Raw genomic sequence first — 26,388 nt, 5'->3', positions numbered from 1 at the left:
ATGCCACAATAGGGCCATGAGCAATCCCGAAGAACAGCATTCCGCTTCTCAGGCGACTCCGGCCCCGCAGGGCAGCGCAGGCGGCCAGCCGATGCAGCCCAGCGGCCCCGCCGTAGCCGCCCGCAAAGGCCGTGGCCGCATGGTGGACCTTGACCCCAGTGGACAGGTCGGCCAGAAGGAACCTGACCGCGCCAACCGCCAGTACCTCAACTACGCCTTTTACAAACTGGACCCAGCCTTCCGCCGCTTGCCCCAGGCCGAGCGCGAGGAGATCAAGGCCGAGTTTCAGGCCGCCGTGCAGGGCTGGACAGAGGGTGCCCCAGCGGAAAAGGGCCTGATTCAGCGCACCTACTCGCTGGTGGGCGTGCGCGGCGACGTGGACTTTATGCTGTGGCGCATCGCCTTTGACCCGGCAGAGTTTCAGGGTGCCCAGGCCCGCCTCAACCGTACCCGACTGATGGGCTACCTGACGCAGCCCTACAACTACCTCAGCATGCAAAAGCGCAGCCAGTACGTGGTCCGTATTGAGGGCAGCGGGCACGGCCTGGAAATGCTGCCGGGCAAGGGCAAATACCTGTTTATCTATCCCTTCATCAAGACCCGCGCCTGGTACGACCTGACTCCCTATTCCCGCCAGGGCATGATGGATGAGCACATCTACGCCTCCGAGCCGTTCAAGGGTGTGCGCATCAACACCAGCTACAGCTACGGCATTGACGACCAGGAGTTCGTGGTGGCCTTTGACTCGGACTACCCGCAGGAGTTTGTGGACCTGGTTCACCGCCTGCGCTACACCGAGGCCAGCAACTACACCCTGCAGGACACGCCCATGTTCACCTGCATCCGCAAGGACGTGGCCGACATTTTGAATGACCTGGCCTAAGGGCAGAGCACAGGAGAGAAAGCGCAATGCAAAAGGGAGCGGCCCTGATGCCAGCTCCCTTTTTCTGCTTCACACAACCAAAAAAAGCCGCCCACCTGGGGCGACTTTCTGAGCATCAGAGGCCTGAGGCTTACTGAGTCTTGCTGAGGTCCTTCCAGAGCCAGCCGCCAGCGAGCATGGCATTCTCGGTGGCTTTGGTCTTGCCCTGCAGGTTCTCGCGGTACACGTTCTGATTTTCTGCCACTGGCAGGATGATGAAGTAGGACTGGTCCATCCCCTTCTGGGCAATCTGCTTGTAGATAGCCTTACGCTTCTCCACGTCGGTGGTGCTGCGGGCTTCGTCAATCCACTTATCAATTTCAGGATCATTGATTCCGCTGCGGGGAGCGTAGTAGCCCTCAGAGTGGTACATGGTGTGGATGAAGTTGTCCGGGTCGGCGTAGTCGGGTGCCCAGCCGCCGTACACCATCACTTCTTTGTTCTTCTGGTCAATGATTTCGCTCCACTGCTTAGGCACCAGATTCATCTTGAACTTGGGGTTCAGCTGCTCAATGTTTTGCTTCAGGATTTCCATGGCCGTCTGCATGGACTTGCTGCCTTCACGGTAAGCGGCGTTCACCGTGAAGCCGTTCTCCCAGGCCGCACCACCGTGAGCTGCTTTGCAGGCTTCTTCAGCAGCAGCCATATCGTAGTTGGCGGGAGCGATGCTCTCGTCATAGCCCATGAACTCAGGGGGCAGCATAAAGTTGCGCTTCTTGCCGTAGCCCAGCTGCACTTGCTCAATGTACTGGTCGTAGTTGAAGGCATTCACGAAGCATTTGCGCATGTTGGCATCTTGGAAGAAATTGACCGGCACACCATCGCCCCACTTGCCGCTGCCCAGGTTGGTACTACCTTCCAGATTCATATTCATCAGGAAGGCATAGGCACCCAGGTTAGACAGCCCCTCTTCAACCACCACACCAGGCTTGCCCTTCACCTGGGTATCAATCACTTCACGGCTGGGAAACTCCACGCGGTCAGCGTCACCATTCAGGAAAGCCTGCACGCGGCTGGCCTCTTCGGGGACCAGCTGGCGAACCACATTCTTGATAGGCGCAGCGCCGCCCCAGTAGCCTTCAAAGGCCTTGAAGGTCATGGTGCTGGCGTCAGCACTCACCATCTCGTAAGGGCCAGTGCCGCTGGGGTCCTTGGCCAGGGCGCTCTGGGCCAGGTCAGCGCCCACAGCATCCTTCCAAGTGGCTTCGGTGCCGTCCCACTCACCGATTTCCTTGGCGTGCTTGGAGTCCACGATAGCCTGACCGGTGTAGGCCAGCTTGGACACGAAGGCCGGGTCCACCTTGGGCAGGTTGAATACCAGGGTTTCGCCGTCGCACTGCACAGCACCGTCAATCTGTGCCCAGGTGATGTTTTTGTCGTCGTTGGCATTGGCACCGGTGCCCAGCAGCGACTCGGCCAGGAACCAGTTGCCCGACTCAGCTCCGTTGGTCACCAGGTTGCGCTGGAAGGTGTACTCGGCGTCGGCGCAGGTAAAGGGGTTGCCACTATGGAACTTCACATCAGGACGCAGCGTGAAGCGGTAGCTCTTGCCGCCGTCCACTTCTTCCCACTCGGTGGCCAGCAAGCCCTCAAACTCATCAATAGAGGTTCCCTTGTAGGTCACCAGCGTCTCGTACATGTTCTCCAGCAGCTCACCACTAGAGGTGTCATAGGAAGTACCGGGGTCCATAGCAGGCACATCCGAAGAAGTCTGGATCACCATGGTGTCCTTGCCGGTCTTGCTGGCCCCACCCACAGCGGAGCCCGTCGTACCCGAAGCGGTGGTCGTGGTGGCCGAAGCGTCAGTGCCGCTGGTGCTCGCAGCAGAAGCCGTCTCGGTGCTGGTGGTGCCCGAAGTGCTCTGGGTGGTGGTGGTTTTGGTGTCACAGGCGGCCAGCATCAGGGTCAGGGTGGTCAGCAGGATGGCAGATTTCTTCATGTGTACTTGTACTCCTGTGGGGGGAATTAGGAAGGCTGGTAGCAGTTTTGGGCACTCCGGGCCTTCCAAGAATGAGCCAGCTTCTCATTGAGCAGTCTCTGAACCAAAGGTTCAAAAATTCGTCTGGGCGGGACAAATTCCCATACTCCAGATCACTGCCTAGATGAGATGAAGTAGCTGATGAGTAACAATACACAATCATGACGAAGTTTGCCAGTGTCCTGTAACTCGTTTTGCTCCCTAGGCGTGCATGATCAGCAAGCGGGCTCGCCCCGAGTTGTCATACGGAAAAGGAGTGCCCTTTCTGTCTCGCCGATAGAGGGATAGACCCCGTGCTGTAATTTATGCAGACCACTATTCAGTCAGCCGTACACCAGCAAGAGGCGACCCGTGCGCCTGATGGATCACACTCCCGGACGCACGCAAAAGCCCCCAGCGCGGGGCCAGGGGCTTGGGTGCGGCTCATACGGCGGGCTCAGTAGAGCAGCCATGCAGCTTAGGTTCTTCTCAGGTTTATTGGGTCTTGCTCAGGTTCTTCCACAGCCACAGGCCGCTATTCATAGCGTTGTAGCCTTCAGCGGTAGCGCCCTTGAGGTTGTCGTGTACAGCAGCCACGTCAATGCCGGTAGGCAGCTGGAGGTACAGGTTCTTCTCAGCGGCCATCTTCGCAATCTGGCTGTACAGAGCCTTACGCTGCGCCTCGTCGGTGCTGGTGCGGGCCTGATCAATCAGCTTGTCCAGCTCCGGCTCTTTGAAGCCAGCGCGGCTGTTGTAGTAGCCGTCGGAGTGGTAGAAGGTGTGAATAAAGTTGTCGGGGTCACCGTAGTCGGGCGACCAGCCCACGTAGATCATCGGCTGCTCGTCAGCTTTGCTGATCACTTCGCTCCACTGCAGCGGCTGGATGTTCATTTTGAACTTAGGGTTCATGCCCTCCATGTTCATCTTGAGGATTTCCAGGGCCGTCTGCATGGTCTTGCTGCCTTCGCGGTAAGCGGCGTTCAGGGTGAAGCCGTTTTCCCAGGCTTGTCCGCCGTGGGCTGCTTTACAGGCTTCTTCGGCAGCGGCCATGTCGTACTGGGCCAGCGGCAGGCTGGCGTCATAGCCCAGGAAGGACTTGGGCAGCATGGTGTTCAGCTGCTCGCCCTTGCCCATCTGGACCTGGTCGATGTAGGACTGATAGTCAAAGGCCGCAGCGAAGCACTTGCGCATGTTGGCGTCCTGGAAGAAGTTGGCAGGAATCCCGTCTCCCCATTTGCCGCTGCCCAGGTTGGGGCTGCCTTCCAGGTCCTGGTTCATGGTGAAGCCAAAGGTGCCCAGGTTTTCGAGGTTATCAACGGTGAGCACGCCAGGCTGACCAGCCAGCTGGGTTTCGACCACTTCGCGGCCACCCGATTCGATCAGGTCAGCGTCACCGTTCAAGAAGGCCTGAATACGGCTGGACTGCTCAGGCACGATGCTCAGCACCACGTTCTTGATGGCAGGAGCGCCGCCCCAGTAGCCGTCAAAGGCTTTGAGGGTCACGCCCGTCGAGTCGTTGCTGACAATCTGGTAGGGGCCGGTGCCGCTGGGATCTTTGGCGAGGGGGCTACCAGTCAGGTCCACGCCCACGTGCTTCATCATAGTGTCACCCGTGCCGTCCCACTCACCGATTTCCTTGGCGTGCTTGGAGTCCACGATGGCCTGACCCGTGTAAGCCAGCTTGGCGAGGAACGCAGGGTCAGCCTTGGGCAGATTGAACACGAGGGTTTCGCCGTCGCACTGCACCGCAGCGTCAATCTTGTCCCAGGTGACGTTCTTGTCGTCGTTGGCGTTGGCGCCGGTGCCTAGGAGCGACTCAGCCATGAACCAGTTGCCGGAGTCGGCAGTGTTGGTGACCAGGTTGCGCTGGAAGGTGTACTCAGCGTCAGCGCAGGTCATGGGGTTGCCACTGTGGAACTTCACGTCGGGGCGCAGCGTGAAGCTGTACTGGGTGCCCGCGTCGTTGGCTTTCCACTCCGTTGCCAGCACGCCTTCGAGTTCAGTGGTGGAGTTGCCCTTGTAGGTCACCAGGGTCTCGTACACGTTCTCCAGCACTTCGCCGCTGGCGGTGTCGTAGGAGGTGCCGGGGTCGGTGGTGGGAATGTCGCTGGAGCGCTGAATCACCAGGGTGTCGCTCTTGCCAGCTGCCGACACGGTGGCTGCGCCGGAAGCAGGAGCCGCCGCGCCGGAAGCGGTGGTTTCAGAGGTGGTCGTCACGCCCGAGGTGGTCTCGGTGGTGGTGGTCTTGGTGTCACAGGCGGCCAGGGCCAGAGCCAGGGTGGTCAGGGCAAAAATTCTCTTCATGCATGTCTCCTTGGGCGGCTTGCCAGAACTTCTCGCAGCAGCACGCAGCACGCCTGCCCGCCGAGTGGCAGCAGGCGCAGGGTTGATAGATCTAACCGGAAGCAAATTCTACATGATTTGCTCACTTTGTATAGAGAGCCGCAGCGACTTTTGCATAAAGTAGAAACAAGGTGAATAATTTCCAGATTGAACCCGTCCGCTGAAAACTGCTTTTCAAGTGGTTATATTAAACTTTTGAAATATCTTAGGGCTATTACATGTTCAAATGTTTAGATTTAGGTGACTTTTTTTTCGATACCGTGAAGAAGCGCCGGACACCGAGTGAGGCATGAGCGCTTTTTTATGCTGCAAAGTCAGCCACCCCTGAGCACCGAGGCACGTGTGCCTGTGGACAGTCTCCCGGCGCAACTGCCTGTAGCTGCACCATTACTTTTAGGCCACTTGGCCTAAGCTGGGACAATGACCGATTTTGCCTATACACAGTCTTATCTCCTGCGCGGTATCGCCGCCCAGGGCACCCTGCGCGTGGTCGCCATGGACGGCACGCAAATCGTGGAAGAAGCCCGGTTACGCCATAACCTCAGCAAAACGGCCACCGCCGCACTGGGCCGCAGCCTGATAGGAGCTGGGCTGCTGGCCGTGGTGCTGGGCAAGAACACGGGCAGCCGCGTGGCCCTGCGTATTCAGGGCGGCGGCCCTATCGGCTGGGTGGTGGCTGAGGGCACCGCTGGCGGCGAGGTGGGCGGTACGTACCATCCCGGCACCGTACGCGGGTATGTCCATGACCCCGGCGCGGACCTGCCCCCCCGCGAAAGCGACGGCAAGCTAGACGTGAGCGGCGTGGTCGGCAAAGACGGTGAGCTGGCGGTGACCCGCCTGCTGGAAAATGCCGAACCCTGGACCGGCAGTGTGGAGCTGGTCAGCGGTGAAATTGCCGAGGACATCAGCACCTACCTGGGCCGCAGCGAACAGATTCCCAATGCCCTCCTGCTGGGCGTGTACGAAGAAGGCGGGCGCGTAGCCATCAGCGGCGGCCTGCTGATTCAGGCCATGCCAGGTGTGAGCGACGAGACACTGTCACAGCTGGAAAAGAACATCGCCAGCATCGGCCTGCTGACCACTTCCATGCGGGAAGTGGGCTTGCTGGGCACCGTGCAGCGCGCTCTGGAAGGCCTGGAGCCACAGATCAGCGAAGACGCCGAGCCGTGGGAATTCCGGTGCCGCTGCTCGCGTGAGCGGGCCGCCAGCAGTCTGATGTTCTTCGACGAAGCCGAGCGCCGCGACATGCAGGACGAAGGCGGACAAGAAGTGGTCTGCCACTGGTGCAACGAGAAATACTTCTTTCAGCCCGAAGAGATTGCTGGACTGGAACTGGAGTTGGGCGAAAACCCCGCTCAGGCATAGAGCAGTAGAACCCTAGAGCAGCGGAAGGCAGAAGGCCCGCAGAAGCACATCTCTGCACACCTTCTGCCTTCTTCTTTTTGCCTTACGCTCTGCGCTCTCTTCCCCTCAAGGCATGACGCTGTTCAGCTCGTCCCGGAACGTCTGGGCCGCTGCCCGCGCCGCCGCCACATCCAGACCTGCCGCGTACTGTACGCCCCGGCTGGCGCTGACCAGGGCACCCGTGCCGCCTGCATGGAATGCGCCCGCCAGGTCACTGGCTTTGGCCCCCTGTGCGCCTAGCCCCGGCAGCAGCAGTAGCGCACGCGGCATCAGGGCACGGAAGTGCGGCAGATCGTCCGGGTGGGTCGCCCCCACCACTGCGCCCACGCTGGCGTATTCGCCTTCTTCCTCAGCACCGAGGCGGGCCACTTCGGCAGCCACCCGTTCGCTGACGCTCGCGCCACTCCGTCCCTCACCCTGCAAATCAGCCTGGTCAGGGTTAGAGGTCTTGACCAGCACGAATACGCCGCCGCCATTCTCCCGCGCTGCTTGCACGAAGGGTTGCAGCGTCTGGAAGCCCAAAAACGGATTGACCGTCAGCGCTGCGCCCGCGTGCCGCCCCGTGAGCCAGCCCTGCGCGTAGGCTTCAGCAGTAGAACCGATGTCGCCCCGCTTGGCGTCCAGAATCACCGGCAGGCCCAGGGTGCGGGCCGCTGCGCAGACCTCTTCCAGAATCTGCATGCCGGTCAGGCCCAGCGCCTCGTAAAAGGCCAGCTGCGGCTTGACGGCGGCGGCGTAAGGTGCGGTGGCTTCCAGCACCTCCAGCGTGTGCTGCCGCAGGTGTGCAGGGTCGCGGTACTCGCCCAGGCGCGGGTCGAGTCCCACGCACAGGCGGGTATTCAGCGTGCGGGTGCGTTCGGTGACAGCTTGGGCAAAAGGCAGAGTCATCGGGGACAAGTGTAAAGCCCTGCGCTGTCAGACGGCTTTAACCCTCGCCCACTAGCCTGCGGGCATGCCCCTGACCCGCCCCGCCTTGGCCGTTGCCCTGGCCGCCGCCTCGTTGCTGACGAGCTGCACCGCCTCACTTGAGCGCACAGGCTATAGGCACACGCAAGGCCCATATACGGTGCAGGTTTCACATCCGCGCTGGGTGAGCGGGCCACACCTTTCTGTAGACGTGACCCTGACCAACGCGGGCGGGCCGACAGTCACGCATCCCATGCCAACAGAGGACAGAGAGTGCGGCCTGAACACCGCGCCGCTACAAAACGTCCAGACTGGCGAACAGGTTAGGCCCATGCCAGAGCCGAGGTCGGGTGGCTGTCAAACGGATGCGCTGGTGCTTCAGCTGGAGCCTGGGCAAACCGTCCAGCACCGCTTCTGGTACAGCGTGCGCGGCGTGCCTACGGGCGTCTACAGCTTGGCTCTGGACCTGCCCCCAGAGTTTGCCGCACCAGAGATAGAAGTAGAGGTCAGGCACTAGCCACGCCGCTTCAGCCGCCACATCTCCCACTTTTACCCGCTCACCCCTCCCCTATCATGCCGGGATATGACCACCTCTCACACAACAGCTCCGCACAAGACGGCTGACCTTCAGGCCCCGGTCCTTCCTCCACTGCCCGCCGCAGGCTCACAGGTGGGGCGCTACCACGTTGAAGAAGTCCATGACCTGCCCGAAATGCAGGGCACGCTGGTGCTGCTGCGCCACGAGAACGGCGCACGACACGCCCACGTTCAGCGCGAAGACGACAACCTCGCCTTTGGCGTGACTTTTCCCACCGTGCCGCAGGACAGCAGCGGCGTGGCCCACATCCTGGAACACAACGTGCTGATGGGGTCGCAGAAATACCCGGTGGCCGACCCCTTTTTCACCATGATTCCCCGGTCCCTGAGCACCTTCATGAACGCCATGACCGCCGCCGATTGGACCACCTATCCCTTTTCCACTCGCAACCGCGCCGATTTTTTCAACCTGCTGTCGGTGTATCTGGACGCCACCTTTTTCCCGCTGCTGCGCCGCGAGAGCTTTCTCCAAGACGGCTGGCGGCTGGAATTTGAAACCCCGGACGACCCCACCAGCCCGCTGAAACTGGGCGGCGTGGTCTACAACGAAATGAAAGGCGCGATGGCCACCCCCGGCAGCGTGCTGTACCGGGCGTTCGGGAAAGCGCTGTATCCAGACCTGACCTACGCCAACAACTCCGGCGGCACACCCGCCGACATTCCCAGCCTCAGCTACGAAGGCATGAAGGCTTTTCACGCGGCGCACTATCACCCCTCCAACGCCTACTTTTATTCCTACGGGAATGTGGCGCTGGAAGAAGTGCTGGACGTGATTGAACGTGAAGTGATGTCGCGGTTCAGCGCGCAGGAGCTGGACGTGAGCGTGCCCGACCAGCCTGCCTTCAGCGCCCCGCGCCGCGAGGAAGTGGCCTACGCGGGCAGCGACCTGGAACGCGGCTCGCAGGTGGTGGTGGGCTGGAAGCTGGGCTACAGCGCCGACCCCCGCGAGAACCTGCGCTGGAGCGTGCTGAGCGATGTCCTGCTGGGCAACTCCGCCGCGCCGCTCACCCAGCCCCTGATTGATTCGGGCCTGGGCACTGCGCTGGCCGACGTGGGCGGCTACCGCGATTCGTACCGCGAGGGCGCCTTCGCCGCTGGCCTCAAGGGACTGCCGCTGGAGCAGACGGACGCTGTAGAAGCTCTGGTGCTGGACACCCTGCGCCAGATTGCCGAGGAGGGCCTGGACCAGGAGCTGATTGAAAGCAGCCTGCACGGGTTCGAGCTGGGGAGCCGGGAGGTGAGCAACGCTGGCTTTCCTTATGGCCTGGGGGTGATGTTCGGCCTGGTGGGGCCCTGGATGAATGGCGGTCATCCCGCCAACGCCCTCAGGCTGGAGCCCGAGCTGGAGCGGCTGCGCGCCGACCTGAAAGCCGGGCCGGTGTTCGAGCCGATGCTGCGTGAGCTGCTGGACAGCCCCCACCGTGTGACACTCACCCTGACCCCCGACCCAGAGTTGGCTGCCAAAACTGAAGCCGACGAAGCCGAGCAGGTGGCGCAGATGGGGGCCGCACTGGACGACGCTGGCCGTGAGCGCATCCTGGCCGACAGCGCCGCGCTGGCGCAGTGGCAGGCGCAGGAGCCCGACAGCACGGTGCTGCCCTCGCTGGGGCTGGACGACGTGACCCGGCAGCTGCCGCGCCCGGACTACGCGGAGGAACGCACCGGCGCGGCGCTGCTGGGCCGAATTCCGCAGCCCACCGGCGGCCTGACCTACCTGGATGTGCAAACGCGGCTGCCAGAGCTGAGTGCGGCTCAGGTCGAAGCCCTGGGGCTATACGCTGGAGCACTCACGCAATCGGGCGCGGGCGAGCGCGACTATCTGGCACTGGCCCGCCGCACCGAGGCGGTCACGGGTGGTATCGGCGCAAGTATCGGCGTGGGCCACGCCCCAGACAGCCTGGAACATGTGCGCCTGTCGCTGACCCTGAGTGGCAAGGCGCTAGAGCGCAACGGTGCCGCCCTCACCGAGCTGATGCGCGACCTGCTGGCCGAGCCCCGCTTTACCGAAGCCCGGCTGCGGCAACTGCTGGACCAGCGCTACGCCGCCCTCAAGAACAGTGTGGTCAGCGCGGGCAATGCCTACGCCGAACGCCTGGCCGCCGCGCAGGTGAGCCGCGCCGGAGCCCTGCAAGAAACCATGAGCGGCCTGACCAGCCTGGAGCGCCTCAAGGGCCTGACAGGCAAGGGCAGCGACCTGAGCGGCTTGCTGGGCACCTTCGCCCAAATCACCCAGGCGCTCCCGCACGGCGAGGCCCTGCTGGCACTGACCGCCACCCCACACGGTGTGGACCTGGATGTGTCCGGTCTGGGGCAGGTGTTCGCGGCTGGCGGCCACACTGCTCAACCCGGCGCAGCCCTGCTGGACCGCCAGCCGCAGGCCAGAGTGACCGACTCGCCGGTATCATTCAACGCTGTGGCCTGGGAAACGGTGCCGTTCTCCCACCCCGACAGCCCGGCCCTATTGGTGCTGACCCGCTTGCTCCGCAGCGAGTACCTGCTGGGCGAAATCCGCGAAAAAGGCGGCGCGTACGGAGCCGGAGCCAGCCTGGACAGCCGCGCTGGCGTACTGACCATGAGCAGCTACCGCGACCCGCAGCTGGACCGCACCTTCGAGGTGTTTGCGGGCGTGCCTGCGTTCCTGAGTAGTGGCCGCATCAAATCCAGCCACCTGACCGAAGCCGTCCTGGGGGCCAGCAAAACCCTGGACCCTCTCACCAGCCCCGATACCGTAGGCCGCATGCGCTTTTTTGGCGACCACGCGGGCTTCACCGTGGAGGTCAAGGAAGCGTACCTGGCCCGTCTGCTCACCGTGACCCTGGACGATGTGAACCGGGTGGCCGCAACCTACCTCACGCCAGAGCGGGCGGCCTATGCCACCGTGACCGGCAAGGCCCCCACACAGGACAGCGGGTTTGACTGGGCCGTGCAGGAGATTTGAACCACTGCCGTGAGGCGTAGGGCTTAGGGGCCTGACGGGTGACGCACCGTCCCCGCGTCTCTCCCCGTCTGTATCAGCTCAGGCGCTGGGCGGCGTGCTCAGGCTGTTCAGGCGCATCGGCGGCGCGAATGGGCTGAAGCTCAAGCCCCAGCGCCTGAGCATGGTGCTGAGCCTGCTCGTACAGGACATTCAAGCGACTGACATCCTGCGCCCGCTCGTCCCCTTGAAAGGCAGGAAGAAGCTGCCGCAGCAGCATCTCCACTTCCCTGACCCGCTTGGCATAGACCGGGCTACTTTCTGGAATCTTGGCCAGCTCTGCTGAAGCTCGGTGCGCCAGGTCCCACAGTTCGCCCAGCCGCCATTCGGCCTCGCTGAGCGTTCCCGCGCTCTGGGGACGGGTTGTAGGCAACTGTGTCAGCAGGCTCAGCACGCTGGCAGGCACTTCGGGAGCCAGCGCGGGTGGCAACTGGCGCTCGCTCACTTTCTGGCAGTCGGACAAAATCTCCCCGAAGCGCTGCTGGCGGAGGGCAGAGAGCGGCTGCCGCAGGGCCGGGCGGTTGAGCAGCCAGGCCAAGAGGCCATACACCGCTGTCAGCGCTGCCGCGAGGGCCAACCAGAAGCCCCAGTCGTTGCCGTCGGCCAGCATCAACACCCCTGTTCCGAGCAGCAGCAGGCCATATATCCAGTTCAGGATCAGCGACAGCCGCCCATAGGCATCGCGGCTGACAGGAAAGGCTGCTATGGCTTCCAGCGCTCCTGGGTGCAGGTAGTAGGTCACGCCGCTGCGAGCGAAATCGCGGTACATAGCGGTGCGCTCCTGCGGACCATAGCACCTGAGGGGGACCTCACAGCTTTCGAGAAATACCTTATGTTCACCCACCACCTCATCCAGCGTTTCATAGCGTGGGTGGTCCTGTGACAGATAGACCGACAGCGCTGCCTTGGTGCTCCCCCCCGAAGCATCCGGAGAGAAGGTCAGAAAAAATTCTGGCAAGTGCCGCCGCTCTTCGGCCTTCTGGTCCAATTCCTTTTCACGGCAGGACATCAAAAAAGCAGAAAAATAGTCCCGTAAGGCAGAGATGATGCGGGGGTCCATCTGTGAGCTGGGCATGCAACATCAGTCTAGCGATTCGCGGGCAACCTTCGCTCTCCTGACGACTTGGCAGCGCTCAAATGCAGCTCTATACCCCCTTGCCCCTTGAGCCCCATGAAAAGCCCTGTAACCTCTCAAACCTCTCAACAAAGGCAAAAGCCCTGACTGGCAGCCAGGGCTTGGGTTAGGCAGGCTCAGCAGTCAGGGTGTAAGAAGGCTTAGCCCCGCAGCGCGTAACCCACGCCGCGCACGGTCCGCAGCAGGCCGTAGCCGTCCAGATCGCGCAGCTTGGCCCGCAGGTTGGCCATGTGGACATCTACCACGTTGCTGCCTTCGGGCAAGCGGCCCTGCCAGATTTCCTGGCCGATCTCGGCGCGGGAGTACACCCGGCCCGGCTGGCGAATCAGCAGGCTGAGAATGTCGAATTCCTTGGGGCTCAGGCGCAGCTCTTCGCCCTTGTAGGTTGCCAGGCGCTTCTGGGGGTCCAGGGTCAGATCGCCCATGCTGAGGCTCTCGGTCACGCGCTGACGCAGCTGCACCTTGACGCGGGCCAGCAGCTCGTCAGGATGAAACGGCTTGATGATGTAGTCGTCTGCGCCCAGACCCAGCAGGCGGACTTTTTCGTCTACCGTGTCGCGGGCTGTCAGCACGATGATGGGCACGGCGCTGTTCTTACGCAGACGCTGCACCACGTCACCGCCGTCGAAGTCAGGGAGGCCCAGGTCCAGAATAATCAGGTCCGGATTGTCTTCGCGGGCTTTGATCAGGCCCGTCATCGCCACGTCAGCGTGGTCCACCTCATACCCGGCATCCGTCAGGTCCAGTTTCAGGACGTTGGCAATGTCCAGGTCGTCCTCGATGATCAAGATGTGATGTTCGCTCATTGCTCCGCATCATAACGCTTCCTTAAAGAAAGCGGTTCCTCCCTTGCCCCAAGCTCCCTTCAGCACAGGGGCAGTGGCAGCGCCTGATCCTCTTTGCATCCTGTTCGGTCCACATCCTGTTCGGCGGCGGGCCCTGTGCATCTCTCTGCCAAGCACAGCTGCCTGTGGTAGCGTAAGAGCACTGCGGTAGCGCCTGGCCCACAGCAACATCTCTGTGCTGCACGGCTTTTGGCCTCCGCCTTCAGCATATCCTTTCGCCCTCTTTCGGCCCTGGCCATCAAAGCGCTTGCGGCGACTTTGCGAGCGGGCCTACCTGACCAAAGCACCGAGCCCAACCAGGGCTATCTCAAAGACACCCTATGTGTCTCCCCACAGACCAAAGCCACTCCACTCACCCTAAGGAGCATCATGACCACCCCCAACCAACCTGCTTCCCAGCCTTCCGGCGAAGCCCAGCCCAAACCGCACCTGCAAGTCATCCCGCTGGGCGGCATGGGCGAGATCGGCAAGAACATCACTGCCTACCGTTACGGCGACGAAATCCTGCTTGTCGACGGCGGCCTGGCCTTTCCTGACGCCAGCCAGCCGGGCATTGACCTGATTATTCCCCGCATGGATTACCTGCTGCAAAATGCTGGCCTGATCAAAGGCTGGTATCTGACGCACGGCCACGAGGACCACATCGGCGGCCTGCCCTATCTGGTCGCCCGCCTGCCCAAGATTCCCATGTATGGCGGCCCCCTCACCCTGGGGCTGGTCCGCGAGAAATTCAAAGAGTTCGGCATCAAGGACAGTGATGTGGACTTCCGTGAAGTGGAAGCTGGCGACCAGCTCAAGATCGGCCAGCACTTTCAGCTGGACGTGTTCCGCATGACCCACTCCATTCCTGACAACACCGGCTACGTGCTGAAAACTCCGGTGGGTCAGGTGGTGCATACCGGCGACTTCAAGCTGGACGAAGAGCCCGGCGACGGCAAGCTGAGCGACCTCGCCCGGCTGAAGCAGGCCGGTGACGAAGGCGTGCTGCTGCTGCTGAGCGACTCCACCAACGCCGAGCGCCTAGGGCGCACCCCCAGCGAAGCCGAGATTGCCCGCAACCTCGAAGAAGTGATTGCCGGATGCCGGGGCCGCGTGTTCCTGACCACCTTCGCTTCGCAGGTGCTGCGGCTGCAAAACATCCTCACCATCGCCCACAAGCTGGGCCGCCGCGTGGTGATTGAAGGCCGCTCCATGCTGAAATACACCCAGGTGGCGCAGGAATTAGGCTTTATGGAAGCGCCCGAGCCGTTCCTGACTTCTGATCAGGTGGCGGGCCTCCAGGACTCGCAGGTGCTGTTTCTCTGCACCGGGTCGCAGGGCCAGCCGATGAGCGTGCTGAGCCGCCTGGCCTTTGGCAACCACGCCAAGATTGCGCTCAAGCGCGGCGACTCGGTGATTCTGTCGAGCAACCCGATTCCCGGCAACGAGGAAGCGGTCAATCTGGTCATCAACCACCTCTACGAAATTGGCACCGACGTGTACTATCCGCCCACCTACCGGGTGCACGCTTCGGGTCACGGCAGCCGCGACGAGCTGGCCGAGGTGCTGAACCTGGTGCGGCCCAAGTTCTTCTTGCCCTGGCACGGCGAACCGCGCCACCAGATCAACCACGCCCGCTTGGCTCAGACGCTGCCCCAGCCTCCCCAGCGCACCCTGATCGCCCGCAACGGCGATATCGTGCACCTGGAAGAAAACGAGTTCAAGGTGACGGGCACGGTGCCTGCGGGCGCAGTGTACGTGGACGGCCTGGGCGTGGGCGATATAGGCGACGAAGTGCTGCTGGACCGCAGCGCCATGAGCCAGGACGGCATCATCGTGCTGACGGCAGTGCTGCACCCCACGCCGCATGTGGAAATCGTTTCACGTGGCTTTGCCCGCTCCAACGCCGATCTGGACGCAGAAATCCGCCGCGTGGCCCTGGAAGCTGTCACCGAGGGCATGCGCGGCAAGCGCAGGTTGGAAGATGTCCGTAACGATATGTACGGCCAGGTGCGCCGCTTCGTGCGCAAGGCCACTGGCCGCAACCCGGTGCTGATTCCCCTGATCGTGGACTGAGCAGCCAAGCCCGATTGAGCACTGATTGAACGCTCTGAATCAAACAAGGTGACGCCAGCCCGACCACACCCTCTTGGGGCGGTCGGGCTGGCTCAGTTCAGTGCTGGTCCCCGGACTCGTTGTCCGCTTTCTCGCTCACTTCCTGTTGCGCCGAAGCAGACACCTGCGCCGGGCTGAGGAAATCCGGCTGCGTGTACTCCGGGTTCGGATAGGTGTAGAAGCCCTCGCCGGTTGCCATGCCCAGCAGGCCCCTGTCTATCCGGTCTTTGAGATACGCCGCTCCCGCTGCACCGCGGGGATCACCTGCCGCCGCTTTGGCCTGGTTAACGTTGTAGGCGGTGGTCAGGCCGATCACGTCGTAGGTGGCGAACGGCCCCAGCGGCGCTCCCGTGGCGATCATCCAGGTGCGGTCTACCGTGTGTGGGTCGGCCACATCGCGCACCACCAGGTCCAGCGCGGCGCTCAGCCAGGGCACCAGCAGACTGTTGAGGATGTAGCCAGGCTGCTCCTTGTACAGCGGCAGGGGCACCATGCCAATCTGAGCGGCAAACTCCACAATCTGCCCAAAGACTTCCGGGGAAGTGGCGGGCGACCCCATCACCTCGGCAGTGTTGTTGCGCCAGATGCGGTTGGCAAAGTGCAGCGCGAGGAAGCGGTCCGGGCGGCCTGTGGCCTGCGCGATATCGCTGGGCAGCAGCGTGGACGAATTGGTGGCGAAAATGGTGTGGGGCGCGGCGACTGCGGCCAGCTGGCGGTAGAACTCGCGCTTGATGTCTAGGTTTTCCGGCACAGCCTCAATCACCAGGTCCGCGCCCTGCACCGCCTGCGCCAGGTCGGTGTGGTAGCTCAGGCGGGCCAGGCCAGCAGCGGTCTGCTCGGGCGCTGCTCCCAAGTCCCGCTGAAAATGCGCGGGCAACCCTTCCAGTTGTGTCCGGCCCCGGGTCAGGGCCTCCTCGCTGATGTCATAGACCTGCACCTTGAAGCCGTGAAACGCGCACTGGTAGGCGATTTGTCCGCCCAGCACGCCGCTGCCACATACCGTCACTGTCTTGATCATAGAATTCCTCCCGCTCCCACTTTGCCGCATGGCCTGTCACCTGAAGTGCACGGGCAACCCTATACCTGGAACCCACACCGCCAAAAAGTAAGTTCATCGGTCTGTCAGGCCCCAGCCCGCAACCTCCTTTCTGCCTACCTTTGCCCGCAGCGAGCGTGCGATACTGGAGGGTATGAGTGTCATCCCCTACGTGATTGAACAGACCGGGCGCGGCGAGCGAACGTACGACATCTACTCGCGCCTGCTCAAAGACCGCATTATCTTTGTTGGCACTCCGGTGGAATCACAGATGGCCAACTCCATCGTGGCTCAGCTGCTGCTGCTTGACAGCCAGAACCCTGAGCAGGAAATCCAGATGTACATCAACTGCCCTGGCGGTGAAGTGTACGCGGGCCTCGCCATTTACGACACCATGCAGTACGTGCGTGCGCCCATCAGCACCATTTGCGTGGGCATGGCGATGAGCATGGGCAGCGTGCTGCTGATGGCCGGTGACAAGGGCAAGCGCATGGCCCTGCCCAACAGCCGCATCATGATTCACCAGGGCAGTGCAGGCTTCCGGGGCAACACTCCGGACCTGGAAGTGCAGGCCAAGGAAGTGCTCTCGCTGCGCGACAAGCTGGTCGAGATTTACCACAAGCACACCGACTTGCCCCACGACAAGCTGCTGCGCGACATGGAGCGCGACTACTTTATGTCACCCGAAGAAGCCCAGAAGTATGGCCTGATTGATCAGGTCATTGAACGCAACCGCGAGGAGAACGCATGACCAAACCTGTGACCGGGGACCGCTGCTCATTCTGCGGAAGGCAGCATCCCCAGATTGCCCAGCTGATCGAAGCGCCGGGCCGCACCGCTTTTATCTGCAACGAGTGCGCCGAGCGTGCCTCCGAGCTGGTTCGCCAGAACCTGAAGACGAGTGGCGAAGAATTCGACCTGTCCGAACTGCCCAGCCCCAAGGAGATCAAGGCTTATCTGGACGAGTTCGTGATCGGTCAGGACGAGGCCAAGAAGGCTCTGGCGGTGGCGGTGGTCAGCCACTATCAGCGTCTCAGCCACCCCGACGCGGGCCTGCAAAAGAGCAACATTCTCTTGATTGGCCCGACGGGCACCGGCAAGACGCTGCTGGCACAGTCGCTGGCGGAGATGCTGGAGGTGCCGTTTGCCATTGCCGACGCCACCACCCTGACCGAAGCCGGGTATGTCGGCGACGACGTGGAAAACGTCATCGTTCGCCTGCTCCAGTCCGCCGACTACGACCCGCAGGCTGCCGAGCGCGGCATCATCTACGTGGATGAGATTGACAAGATTGCCCGCAAGTCGGAAGGCACCTCCATTACCCGCGACGTGTCGGGCGAGGGCGTGCAGCAGGCGCTGCTGAAAATCATTGAAGGCACCACCGCGCAGGTGCCCCCGCAGGGCGGACGCAAACACCCCCAGCAGGAGTTGGTACAGGTGGACACCCGCAACATCCTGTTTATCGTGGGCGGAGCTTTTGACGGCATGGAGGACATCGCCCGCAGCCGCACCAACGTGCGCAGCGTGGGCTTTGGCGCTGAGGCCAAGGGCGAGGAGCACGAAGAAGTGCGCTTTATGCCCGAGGACCTGGTCAAGTTCGGCCTGATTCCGGAGTTTGTGGGCCGCCTGCCGCTGGTGGTGCAGCTGCAAGACCTGGATGAAGAAGCCCTGGTCCGCATCCTGACCGAGCCGCAGGGCGCCATCATCCGGCAGTATCAGGCCCTGTTCGGTTTTCAGGACGTGGACCTCACCTTCAGCGAAGAGGCCCTGCAAGAGGTTGCCAAGCGCGCCCGCGAACGCAAGACGGGTGCCCGTGGCCTGCGCGCCGTACTGGAAAAAGCCATGACGGATTTGCTGTTTGAGCTGCCGCTGGAAGGGCTCAAGGACCTGAAGTTTGAAGCGGAGCACATTGACCATCCGATGCGCTTGCTTGAGTCTAAGGGACTCAAGAAGTCTGCTTAATCTTCAGTAAAATCGCAACTCGCATTACAGCGCCGCTGTACCTCAGCTCCTAGACTGCCTTTCTACTTTGGAGCGGGGTGCAGCGTTCTTACACCGCCCCTCCCCGCCAACTTTTGCCATCCTCTCCGCCAAAGGAGCACCTAATGATCTGGGAACTTCCCGTAGTTGCACTGAGAAATATCGTCCTGATGCCGGGCATGACCATGAACGTGGACGTGGGCCGGCCCAAGTCCAAGCGCGCCATTGACGAAGCGCAGGCCGCGGACCGCCGCGTGTTGCTGCTGACCCAGCGCGAAGCCCGCACCGACGACCCCACCGCCGCCGAACTGCACAGCACAGGCGTACTGGGCGTCATCAAGCAAGTGGTGCGGATGCCCGACAACACCTATCAGGTGCTGGTCGAGGCTCAGGAGCGTGCCCGCGTGCTGGAAGAAGTGCCCAGCTCGTACATGCGCGTCCGTGCCGAAACCTTCCAGGCCCCCACCCCAGACGCCGAAGAAGCGCGGGTGCTGGACGTGCTGGTGGGCGAAATCAAATCTAGCTTCGAGGAGTACCAGCGCCAGAACAAGGGCCTGCGGCTGGACAACTACCAGCTGGAAAACCTCAAGGCCCTCAGCGACGCTGCGCTGCTGGCCGACACCGTCACCCACCACGCCACCTGGGACGTGGAAGACAAGCAGGCCGTGCTCGCCGAAGCGGAGTTGCGCCCCCGCCTGGAACAGGTGTTGAGCCTGCTGACCCGTGACCTGGAACGCTTCAACCTGGACAAGAAGATTGCGGGCCGGGTCAAGGAGCAGATGGACAGCAACCAGCGCGAGTACTATCTGCGTGAGCAGATGAAAGCCATCGGGCAGGAGCTGGGCGGCGGCGAAGACGGCCCCGCCGAGGCCGAAGCCCTCAAGGAGCGCGTGGAAGCCGCTGGCATGCCCCAGAGCGTCAAGGACAAGGCGCTCAAGGAAATTCAGCGGCTGGAGCGTACCCCTGGCGGCAGCCCCGAAAGCACCGTGGTCCGCAACTATGTGGAATGGTTGCTGGACCTGCCCTGGAGCAGCCGCGACGAGGAAATTCTGGACATCAGCCGCACGGCTGACATTCTGGACGCCGACCACTACGCTCTGGGCGACGTGAAAGACCGCATCCTGGAGTTCCTGGCGGTGCGTCAGCTGACTGCGGACCAGGCCAAGGATGAGCCGCAGAGCGCAGAAGGTCAGGACGCCGAAGGCGAAGACGCTGAAGCTGAAGGCCGCAAGGCTGAGCGCACTGCCGAAGAAAGGACCGATGACGCCGAACTGCGCGCACCTATCCTGTGCTTGGTCGGCCCTCCCGGTGTGGGCAAGACCAGCCTGGGCAAGAGCATTGCCCGCAGCCTCAACCGCAAGTTCGTGCGGATGGCGCTGGGCGGCATGCGCGACGAAGCCGAAGTGCGCGGCCACCGCCGTACCTACATCGGCTCCATGCCGGGCCGCATCATCCAGGGCATGAAGCAGGCTGGTGTGGTCAACCCGATCATCCTGCTGGACGAAATTGACAAGATGTCCAGCGATTGGCGCGGCGATCCTTCGAGCGCCATGCTGGAAGTGCTGGACCCCGAGCAGAACCACACCTTTCAGGACCACTATCTCGAAGTGCCCTATGACCTCTCACAGGTCATGTTCATCACGACAGCCAACAGCCTCCAGACCATCCCCCGTCCGCTGCTGGACCGCATGGAAGTGATTCAGATTCCCGGCTACACCCAGGCCGAGAAGGTAGAAATTGCCAAGCGCTACCGCGTGCCGCGCCAGATCAAAGCACACGGGCTGGAAGGCCGCCTGGAGATCACCGATGCCGCGCTGAACCGGCTGGTCGAGGAATACACCGCCGAGAGCGGCGTGCGGAACCTGGACCGCCAGATCAGCAAACTGGCCCGTAAGGCGGCCCGTGAACTGCTGGAGCAGCCCTGGGAAGGCGTGCGCGTGATTGACGCTCCGCAGATTCCCGACTACCTGGGCGTGCCCCTGCACCGCCCCGAAAAGATGGAAAAAGAGCCTCAGGTGGGCGTGGCACAGGGCCTGGCCTGGACCAGCGTGGGCGGCACCATGCTTCTCGTCGAGGCGCTGGCCACCCCCGGCAGCGGCAAAATCAACATGACGGGCAGCCTGGGCGACGTGATGAAAGAAAGCGTGGGAGCGGCTATCGCCTACCTGCGTGCGCACGCCGCCGAATACGGCGCTGATCCCGAGTTCCACAAGAACATTGATCTGCATGTCCACTTCCCTGACGGGGCCACCCCGAAAGACGGCCCCAGCGCGGGCATCACCATCACCACGGCGGTCATCAGCGCCATTACTGGCCGCCCAGTCCGGCTGGACGTGGCCATGACCGGCGAAATCAGCCTGCGCGGACGGGTGCTGCCCATCGGCGGGGTCAAGGAAAAGCTGCTGGCGGCGCACCAGGGCGGTATCCGCGAGGTGATTATTCCTGCCGACAACGAACCCCACCTGCAAGAAGTGCCCGAGAGCATCCGGGGCGAGCTGAAAATTCACGCCCTGGAGAATGTCAGCGAAGTGCTGGACCTGCTGCTGCTCCCAGTGCAGCAAGAAGAAAACCTGGCCGCTGACCCGGTGGCCGCACCGAAAGCCAAGCGTCCGCAGCCGGGGGCCTGATACAGAGTGCGGGCCTCCAGCGCTGCTCAGAAGTGCTGGAGGCCGGGGCCACTGGAAGCCGACCAACGACAACACACAAGGAAAGGACCAGAGCGAATATGGCTCTGGTCCTTTCCTTGTGGTGCTTGAAATGTCGCTTCAGGCGTGCGCCTTAGCCACGGCGGCTTTCAAAATCACGGCGAATGTCGGCCCACATCGGCGCGTTGTGGACACCGTTGGCCTCGGCGTCATACACAGGGTCGCGGCCTGCCTTTTTCTGGGCTTCGTAGTCGCGCAGTGCGGCCAGTGCAGGCTTTTGCAAGAACAGAATCCCGATGATGTTCAGCCACGCCATCACACCTACACCGAGGTCACCCATTGCCCAGGCCAGGTCGGCGGTCCGCAGGCAACCGTACACCACCATGCCAATCAGCACCAGCTTGAGGATGGGCAGTGCCCAGTCCAGATTCACGCTGCGGCTGAGATAGCGGATGTTGGTTTCCGCGATGTAGTAGTAGGCGAGAATGGTAGTAAAGGCGAACAGGAACAGCGCCACTGCCACGAAGATGGAACCGATGCCGGGCATGATGTTCTCCATTGCCGTCTGAACGTAGCCGGGACCAGCCGCCACGCCCGCCACACCCTGATGCAAGAAGCCTTCGGCATTGTTGGGGTCCTGCACGTTGTACATGCCGGTGGTCAGCAGCATGAACCCGGTGGCCGAGCACACCAGCAGGGTATCCACATACACCGAGAACGCCTGGACCAGCCCCTGCTTGGCAGGGTGAGACACGTTGGCGGCGGCGGCAGGATGCGGGCCAGTGCCCTGGCCGGCTTCGTTGGAATACACGCCGCGCTTGACGCCCCAAGCCACCGCCTGACCGATGATGGCCCCAAACGCGGCGTCCATGCCAAAGGCCGAGCGGAAAATCAGCGCCAGGGTTTCAGGCAGCTGACCAATATTCATCAGCACCACGGCGATGGCGACCAAGATATAAGCCCCCGCCATGAACGGCACAATCACTTCGGCGGCGGACGCGATGCGCTTGACGCCCCCAAAGATGATAAAGGCCAGAATGACGGCCAGCACGCCCGCCGTGAAGATGGGAGGCACATTCAGCGCGGTGGTCATGGCCGTAGCGATGGAGTTGGCCTGCACGCCCGGCAGCAGCAGGCCGCAGGCGACAGCGGCACTGATCGCAAACAGCACGCCGTACCACTTCTGCCCCAGGCCCTTTTCAAAGTAGTAGGCTGGGCCGCCCACATAGTGCCCACCACTGTCTTTTTCTTTGTAGATTTGGCCCAGCACCGATTCCACGAACGCCGTGCTGGCCCCCAGGAACGCCACCATCCACATCCAGAACAGTGCGCCGGGACCGCCAAAGGTGATGGCCGTCGCTACACCTGCAATGTTGCCGGTGCCGACGCGCCCCGCCAGCGCCATCGCCAGCGCCTGGAACGACGACACACCTTCGTTGGAGCTGCGGCCATCGCGCAGCAGCCGGATCATTTCGCCAAAGTGCCGCACCTGCAAAAAGCCCGTGCGGATAGAAAAGTACAGCCCGACGCCCAGGCAGAGATAAATCAGGGCCGGGCTCCAGACCCAACCGTTGAGGGTATTCACGAGGGTTTCAAACATGCTTTCAGCTCCAGGGGGGGGATTTGACCTTCTCTCTCACCAGGCTATGCGCCGCACACGTAAGTACCCAGACACGCGCCAGACCTTACAAATGAGTGAACATATAGCTTGACTAAAGATGCACGGAGGTTAGCACACCAGCGGATGCAAGGTGATTTGTCCCTAAATGTGACAGCTGAAACGAAATTTGCAGCCTTGGGCTGGGTTCTGACACCTGGCCCGAGGCTGCAAATCCCCAGGGTTCCCGCTCCCGCATGGACACAATCAAAGTTACGGGACGTGCGACGGGAATTTTTGAAAACGGATTCCCCTAAGGCTGTCAAACAAAGCCCCTGCCAGCTGGGTTCCTTGTAAGCAGGGCCACTCACAGACATGGTTGGGGCAAGGCTTCCCCAAGCAGACGGCACTCTGGTCAGACCTCATTGGGCCTGATTCCATGTTTTCAAAGGCGAGTCAGGGCTGCCAACCGTACCTTTTGCTGGCTGGTACTCGCAGCCCTGACCTCACCCGAAATACCCCAGCACGTCCAGCAGCACCTTGAGGTAGTCGTCCGGCTTCAGCCCGCGCTTGTCAATCTGCACGGCGGGCGGGAAGGTGGTCACCGTAGTCTTGTGCGGGAAGCTGCGCAGGCCCGCCGCGTCGTAGTCGAGCGACTTGTAGGCAAAGGTGATTTGCAGGTGGGTCATGGCGTCGCGCACCTCGCTCACGCGCTTGCGTAGGCCCAGCATCCGCAGCCGAGCCAGGTCGATAAAGTTCTGAACTTCCGGGGTGGGCGGCCCAAAGCGCTTGCGCAGGTCGCGCTCAATGCGGCTGACGGCCTGGAGGGTACGGGCCTCGGACAGCTTGCCGTAGGTGGCAATGCGGGCTTCTTCGTCCAGGGCGAAGTATTCGGGGTCCAGCCGCGCACTCACCGGCAGGTCAATGGTCACCGTAGGCACCGGCTCCAGCTTCTCGCCCTTGAGCTTGGCGACGGCCTCGGCCAGCAGTTCGGTGTACACGTCAATACTGACGGCCTGCACCTGCCCGTGCTGCTCCTCGCCCAGAATGTTGCCCACCCCGCGAATCTCCATGTCCTTTTCGGCCAGCAGGTGCCCGCTGCCCAGGTCTTGCAGGTCAGCGATGGCCCACAGTCGGCGCTGCGCGTTCTCGGTCATGCGCGGCGGATAGAACAGATAAGCGTAAGCTGTCTGCGCCCGCCGCCCCACCCGGCCCCGGAGTTGGTAGAGCTGCGCCAGGCCCAGGCGGTCTGCCCGCTCAATCAGGATGGTGTTGGCTTCGGGGATGTCCAGGCCTGTCTCCACGATGGTGGTAGACAGCAGCACATCAAAGGCCCCGTCCTCAAAGCCTTTCATGATCTCTTCGAGCTCTTCTTCGTTCATGCGTCCGTGCGCCACCCCGATGCGGGCTTCGGGCACCAGCGAGCGCAGATACAGGCTGCGTGCGCCGATGCTGGCGATGCGGTCATGGATATAAAAGACCTTGCCGCCGCGCTCGATTTCGCTGACGATGGCGTCGCGCACCGTGACCGGGTCAAACGGTGTGAGCACCGTCTGGATGGGCTTGCGGCCCTTGGGCGGGGTCTGGATGCTGGACATGTCGCGCAGGCCCACCATGCTCATGTACAGGGTGCGCGGAATCGGTGTGGCCGACAGCGACAGCGTGTCTACGGCCTTGACGCCTTCGGGCAGTTCCAGTTTGCCGCTGCGGGGCGCGTCGGGAATACCGCGCATGGCCCGCAGCTTTTCTTTTTGGCCCACGCCGAAGCGGTGCTCTTCGTCCACGATGATCAGGCCCAGGTTCCCAAATTCGATGTTGCCGCTCAGCAGCCGGTGCGTGCCGATCACGATGTCCACCCGGCCATTGGCCAGCCCAGCCAGAATCTCGCGGGCTTCCTTGTCGGAAGTAAAGCGGCTGAGGCCCTCGACGCGCACCGGCAGGCCCTGGAAGCGCTCCCGGAAGGTGGCTAGGTGCTGATCAGCCAGCAGCGTGGTGGGCACCAGCATCGCCACCTGGTAGCCGTGGCCCACCACCCGGTGCGCGGCCCGCAGCGCCACCTCGGTCTTGCCAAAGCCCACATCACCCGAAATCAGGCGGTCAGCAGGGTGGGCGCGTTCAAGGTCGCTGAGGGTTTCGCGCAGGGCCGTGCGCTGGTCGTCCGTCAGCTCGAACTCGAAGTTGTGCTCCACCTGCTCGTCCCACTCGGGAATCGGCGCAAAGGCCGTGCCGGGCATCACCTGGCGGGCCGCGTACTGCACCAGCAAGCGTGCGGCCACCTCCTCGGCGTTCTTGCGGGCCCGCTCCTTGGCTTTGCTCCAGTCTTTCTTGTCAAAGCTGCTCAGACGCGGCGGGTCGTCGGTGGTGCCGGGGTGACGGCGCAGCAGCGAAAGTTGCTCGATGGGCACGCTCAGGCGCGAGCCGCCCCGGTATTCCAGGTTCAGGTAGTCGCGGGTCACGCCCAGCACGGTGCGGGTTTCCAGCCCCAGAAACTGCCCGATGCCGTGCTCCGGGTGAATCAGGTAGTCGCCCACGTGCAGGCCCAGCGCGTCGGTGACCGGCTTGCCCGCCATCCGCTTGCCGCGCAGGGCCGAGCCACCCTGAAACCCGTAGATCAGGTCTTCGGTGAGCACCACCGTGTTGTATTCCGGGATGACGAAGCCGCCCTCGCCCAGCGCCCGCAGGAAGCCCAGCTCACCCTCCCGCACACGCGGCAAGTTCAGCCAGGGCACTTCTACGCTGCTGTCGTCCGGCCCCGCGCCCAGCAGCCGCCCGGCCAGATATTCGGCGGTGCGGTCATGGCGCACCAGCAAGAAGATGCGGTAGCCCGCTCCGCGCCACTCGGCCACGTCGCGCTCCAGGTCGCTGAGGCGAGCGCGGTAAAACGGCAAAGCTTTTAGCCCACTGTCCAGGTCGGACAGGTCCAGCGGCGCACGGCCAAAGGAAGTGATGTCGCGCCCCCCCTCCTGGAAGCGGCGCAGCGCGGCCCAGAGCGTATCGGTCAGCACGCCCAGGCTGGACGCATAAAACTCCGGCGCATCCAGAAAAATGCGGCCCGGCAGCTGCTCCAAGCGGGCAGAGTCCCACTTCACATCGCTCAGGTACTCGTCCGAGGGCTCCAGCGTCCAGCGCTCGATTTTCTCACCGCTCAGGCCGCCCGGCTCCAGGCGGCGCAGGGTGTCCAGCTCATCTCCGAAGAACTCGGCGCGAATCCACAGCTCGTCCGCGTCTTTGGGGAGGCCCATGCCGGGGCCGAGGCGCAGCTCCAATGTGTCGCCGTGCAGCTCGTAGCCCGGTTCTTCGCCGCGCTCGTAGCCCAGGACTTCCAGGCGGGACAGCAGGTCCTCGCGGGCATACTCGCGGCCCACCGCCAGCGTCAGCGAGTGCGCGGCGGGGTCGGCAGGAAACAGGTCCATGGCCGTGTTCACGTCCAGCACCACGTGTTCGCAGCGGGTGTCCCAGTCGGCCAGGCCCGGATTCACACTGACTGGCGCACCGAGCGCTCCCGCCGAGGCGTACAGAGCCGCCCGCTCGGGCGTGGTCAGCAGCACCGCTGGGCCTGCGTGCGCGGCAAACAGCGCCGCGCGGGCCACCTGCGGCAGCAGCAGCAGGTTTCCGGGGGGCGCTTTGGGCAGCAGGCGGGCGAGGTTGGGCGCGTCGGTCTGGGCAGTCACTGAGAGAGGATACGCTGTATGGCTGATGCGCCGCCGGAGCGTCCGCAACTATTCTCAGCACATGATCAACCCGTTTTGGCCACCGTATGAACTGATTCTGCGTACGCCACGCCTTGAACTGCGCTTCCCAACTGAAGTTGAGTTGGCCCAACTTGCCGAAATCACTGCGGGCGGTGTCAGTCAGCCGGGTCAGCGCACTTTTCTCACGCCCTGGCCCTCAGTACCTGACAGGTTGCCTTTCGGCCCCTCCTGGCGCAGGAAATGGAGTCCTCAAGAGGTCCA

16 protein-coding genes are annotated in these 26,388 nt (G+C 62.7%); 8 read left to right on the top strand and 8 right to left on the bottom strand.

Annotated elements, in window-relative coordinates:
- Nucleotides 1–91 precede the first annotated feature (91 nt).
- Complete coding sequence (locus tag IE158_RS08570; RefSeq protein ID WP_229839015.1) at nucleotides 92–883, top strand: chlorite dismutase family protein; 792 nt, start codon at nucleotides 92–94, stop codon at nucleotides 881–883.
- A gap of 130 nt (nucleotides 884–1,013) precedes the next feature.
- On the opposite strand, the gene IE158_RS08565 is transcribed toward IE158_RS08570, so the two are convergent.
- Together IE158_RS08565 and IE158_RS08560 are read right to left on the bottom strand one after the other, a co-directional pair.
- Nucleotides 1,014–2,861: an ABC transporter substrate-binding protein gene (locus IE158_RS08565; RefSeq protein WP_189643250.1), complete on the bottom strand. Its 1,848-nt coding sequence runs from the start codon at nucleotides 2,859–2,861 to the stop codon at nucleotides 1,014–1,016.
- A gap of 513 nt (nucleotides 2,862–3,374) precedes the next feature.
- Nucleotides 3,375–5,183, bottom strand: coding sequence for an ABC transporter substrate-binding protein (locus tag IE158_RS08560; RefSeq protein WP_189643249.1), 1,809 nt, complete (start codon nucleotides 5,181–5,183; stop codon nucleotides 3,375–3,377).
- 459 nt (nucleotides 5,184–5,642) lie between these two features.
- On the opposite strand from IE158_RS08560, the gene IE158_RS08555 reads away from it, so the two are divergent.
- On the top strand, nucleotides 5,643–6,587 hold the full coding sequence (locus IE158_RS08555) for an Hsp33 family molecular chaperone HslO (RefSeq protein WP_189643248.1): 945 nt from the start codon (nucleotides 5,643–5,645) through the stop codon (nucleotides 6,585–6,587).
- Between the two features lie 105 nt (nucleotides 6,588–6,692).
- Here the strand turns inward: IE158_RS08555 and pyrF are convergent, their stop codons facing one another.
- The gene (pyrF, locus tag IE158_RS08550) at nucleotides 6,693–7,514 is read right to left on the bottom strand and encodes an orotidine-5'-phosphate decarboxylase (RefSeq protein WP_189643247.1); all 822 of its coding nucleotides are present in this window, start codon (nucleotides 7,512–7,514) and stop codon (nucleotides 6,693–6,695) included.
- A gap of 64 nt (nucleotides 7,515–7,578) precedes the next feature.
- Here pyrF and IE158_RS08545 point away from each other — a divergent pair, with 64 nt between their 5' ends.
- Both IE158_RS08545 and IE158_RS08540 read left to right on the top strand, forming a co-directional pair.
- Nucleotides 7,579–8,049, top strand: a complete 471-nt coding sequence (locus IE158_RS08545) for a hypothetical protein (RefSeq protein WP_189643246.1) — start codon at nucleotides 7,579–7,581, stop codon at nucleotides 8,047–8,049.
- A gap of 66 nt (nucleotides 8,050–8,115) precedes the next feature.
- Nucleotides 8,116–11,067 carry an insulinase family protein gene (locus IE158_RS08540; protein ID WP_189643245.1) on the top strand — a complete coding sequence of 984 codons (2,952 nt, stop codon included), beginning with the start codon at nucleotides 8,116–8,118 and terminating at the stop codon, nucleotides 11,065–11,067.
- A gap of 73 nt (nucleotides 11,068–11,140) precedes the next feature.
- Here IE158_RS08540 and IE158_RS08535 read toward each other — a convergent pair whose 3' ends face one another.
- Entirely contained in the window at nucleotides 11,141–12,178 is a 1,038-nt protein-coding gene (locus IE158_RS08535; RefSeq protein ID WP_189643244.1) for a hypothetical protein, read from the bottom strand.
- Nucleotides 12,179–12,378: 200 nt separating this feature from the next.
- On the bottom strand, nucleotides 12,379–13,044 hold the full coding sequence (locus IE158_RS08530) for a response regulator transcription factor (RefSeq protein ID WP_189643243.1): 666 nt from the start codon (nucleotides 13,042–13,044) through the stop codon (nucleotides 12,379–12,381).
- A 408-nt stretch (nucleotides 13,045–13,452) separates the two neighbouring features.
- Here IE158_RS08530 and IE158_RS08525 point away from each other — a divergent pair, with 408 nt between their 5' ends.
- Nucleotides 13,453–15,138 carry a ribonuclease J gene (locus tag IE158_RS08525; RefSeq protein ID WP_189643242.1) on the top strand — a complete coding sequence of 562 codons (1,686 nt, stop codon included), beginning with the start codon at nucleotides 13,453–13,455 and terminating at the stop codon, nucleotides 15,136–15,138.
- 97 nt (nucleotides 15,139–15,235) lie between these two features.
- Here the strand turns inward: IE158_RS08525 and IE158_RS08520 are convergent, their stop codons facing one another.
- The gene (locus tag IE158_RS08520; protein WP_189643241.1) at nucleotides 15,236–16,195 is read right to left on the bottom strand and encodes a 3-hydroxyacyl-CoA dehydrogenase; all 960 of its coding nucleotides are present in this window, start codon (nucleotides 16,193–16,195) and stop codon (nucleotides 15,236–15,238) included.
- 163 nt (nucleotides 16,196–16,358) lie between these two features.
- On the opposite strand from IE158_RS08520, the gene clpP reads away from it, so the two are divergent.
- From clpP to lon, 3 genes are all read left to right on the top strand, one after another.
- Entirely contained in the window at nucleotides 16,359–16,964 is a 606-nt protein-coding gene (gene clpP, locus IE158_RS08515) for an ATP-dependent Clp protease proteolytic subunit (RefSeq protein ID WP_308430682.1), read from the top strand.
- The gene (gene clpX / locus IE158_RS08510; protein ID WP_189643239.1) at nucleotides 16,961–18,175 is read left to right on the top strand and encodes an ATP-dependent Clp protease ATP-binding subunit ClpX; all 1,215 of its coding nucleotides are present in this window, start codon (nucleotides 16,961–16,963) and stop codon (nucleotides 18,173–18,175) included. The genes clpP and clpX overlap by 4 nt, the downstream gene beginning before the upstream one ends.
- Before the next feature lie 143 nt (nucleotides 18,176–18,318).
- Entirely contained in the window at nucleotides 18,319–20,820 is a 2,502-nt protein-coding gene (gene lon, locus IE158_RS08505; protein WP_189643238.1) for an endopeptidase La, read from the top strand.
- A gap of 151 nt (nucleotides 20,821–20,971) precedes the next feature.
- Here lon and IE158_RS08500 read toward each other — a convergent pair whose 3' ends face one another.
- Together IE158_RS08500 and IE158_RS08495 are read right to left on the bottom strand one after the other, a co-directional pair.
- Nucleotides 20,972–22,438 (bottom strand): alanine/glycine:cation symporter family protein, encoded by a 1,467-nt coding sequence (locus tag IE158_RS08500; protein ID WP_189643237.1) that lies wholly within the window; start codon nucleotides 22,436–22,438, stop codon nucleotides 20,972–20,974.
- A gap of 503 nt (nucleotides 22,439–22,941) precedes the next feature.
- On the bottom strand, nucleotides 22,942–26,106 hold the full coding sequence (locus IE158_RS08495) for a DEAD/DEAH box helicase (RefSeq protein WP_189643236.1): 3,165 nt from the start codon (nucleotides 26,104–26,106) through the stop codon (nucleotides 22,942–22,944).
- Nucleotides 26,107–26,388: the final 282 nt, after the last annotated feature.

Source organism: Deinococcus piscis, from assembly GCF_014653275.1.
Taxonomy (GTDB): Bacteria; Deinococcota; Deinococci; order Deinococcales; family Deinococcaceae; genus Deinococcus; species Deinococcus piscis.
Note: the sequence above shows the minus strand (reverse complement) of the source record. Positions and strands in the feature narration are given on the sequence as shown.

Bases quoted from the DNA above. Each gene is read 5' to 3' on its own strand.
- IE158_RS08570 (WP_229839015.1), top strand. From the start codon at position 92: ATGCAGCCCAGCGGCCCCGCCGTAGCCGCCCGCAAAGGCCGTGGCCGC.
- IE158_RS08565 (WP_189643250.1), bottom strand. From the start codon at position 2,861: ATGAAGAAATCTGCCATCCTGCTGACCACCCTGACCCTGATGCTGGCC.
- IE158_RS08560 (WP_189643249.1), bottom strand. From the start codon at position 5,183: ATGAAGAGAATTTTTGCCCTGACCACCCTGGCTCTGGCCCTGGCCGCC.
- IE158_RS08555 (WP_189643248.1), top strand. From the start codon at position 5,643: ATGACCGATTTTGCCTATACACAGTCTTATCTCCTGCGCGGTATCGCC.
- pyrF (WP_189643247.1), bottom strand. From the start codon at position 7,514: ATGACTCTGCCTTTTGCCCAAGCTGTCACCGAACGCACCCGCACGCTG.
- IE158_RS08545 (WP_189643246.1), top strand. From the start codon at position 7,579: ATGCCCCTGACCCGCCCCGCCTTGGCCGTTGCCCTGGCCGCCGCCTCG.
- IE158_RS08540 (WP_189643245.1), top strand. From the start codon at position 8,116: ATGACCACCTCTCACACAACAGCTCCGCACAAGACGGCTGACCTTCAG.
- IE158_RS08535 (WP_189643244.1), bottom strand. From the start codon at position 12,178: ATGCCCAGCTCACAGATGGACCCCCGCATCATCTCTGCCTTACGGGAC.
- IE158_RS08530 (WP_189643243.1), bottom strand. From the start codon at position 13,044: ATGAGCGAACATCACATCTTGATCATCGAGGACGACCTGGACATTGCC.
- IE158_RS08525 (WP_189643242.1), top strand. From the start codon at position 13,453: ATGACCACCCCCAACCAACCTGCTTCCCAGCCTTCCGGCGAAGCCCAG.
- IE158_RS08520 (WP_189643241.1), bottom strand. From the start codon at position 16,195: ATGATCAAGACAGTGACGGTATGTGGCAGCGGCGTGCTGGGCGGACAA.
- clpX (WP_189643239.1), top strand. From the start codon at position 16,961: ATGACCAAACCTGTGACCGGGGACCGCTGCTCATTCTGCGGAAGGCAG.
- lon (WP_189643238.1), top strand. From the start codon at position 18,319: ATGATCTGGGAACTTCCCGTAGTTGCACTGAGAAATATCGTCCTGATG.
- IE158_RS08500 (WP_189643237.1), bottom strand. From the start codon at position 22,438: ATGTTTGAAACCCTCGTGAATACCCTCAACGGTTGGGTCTGGAGCCCG.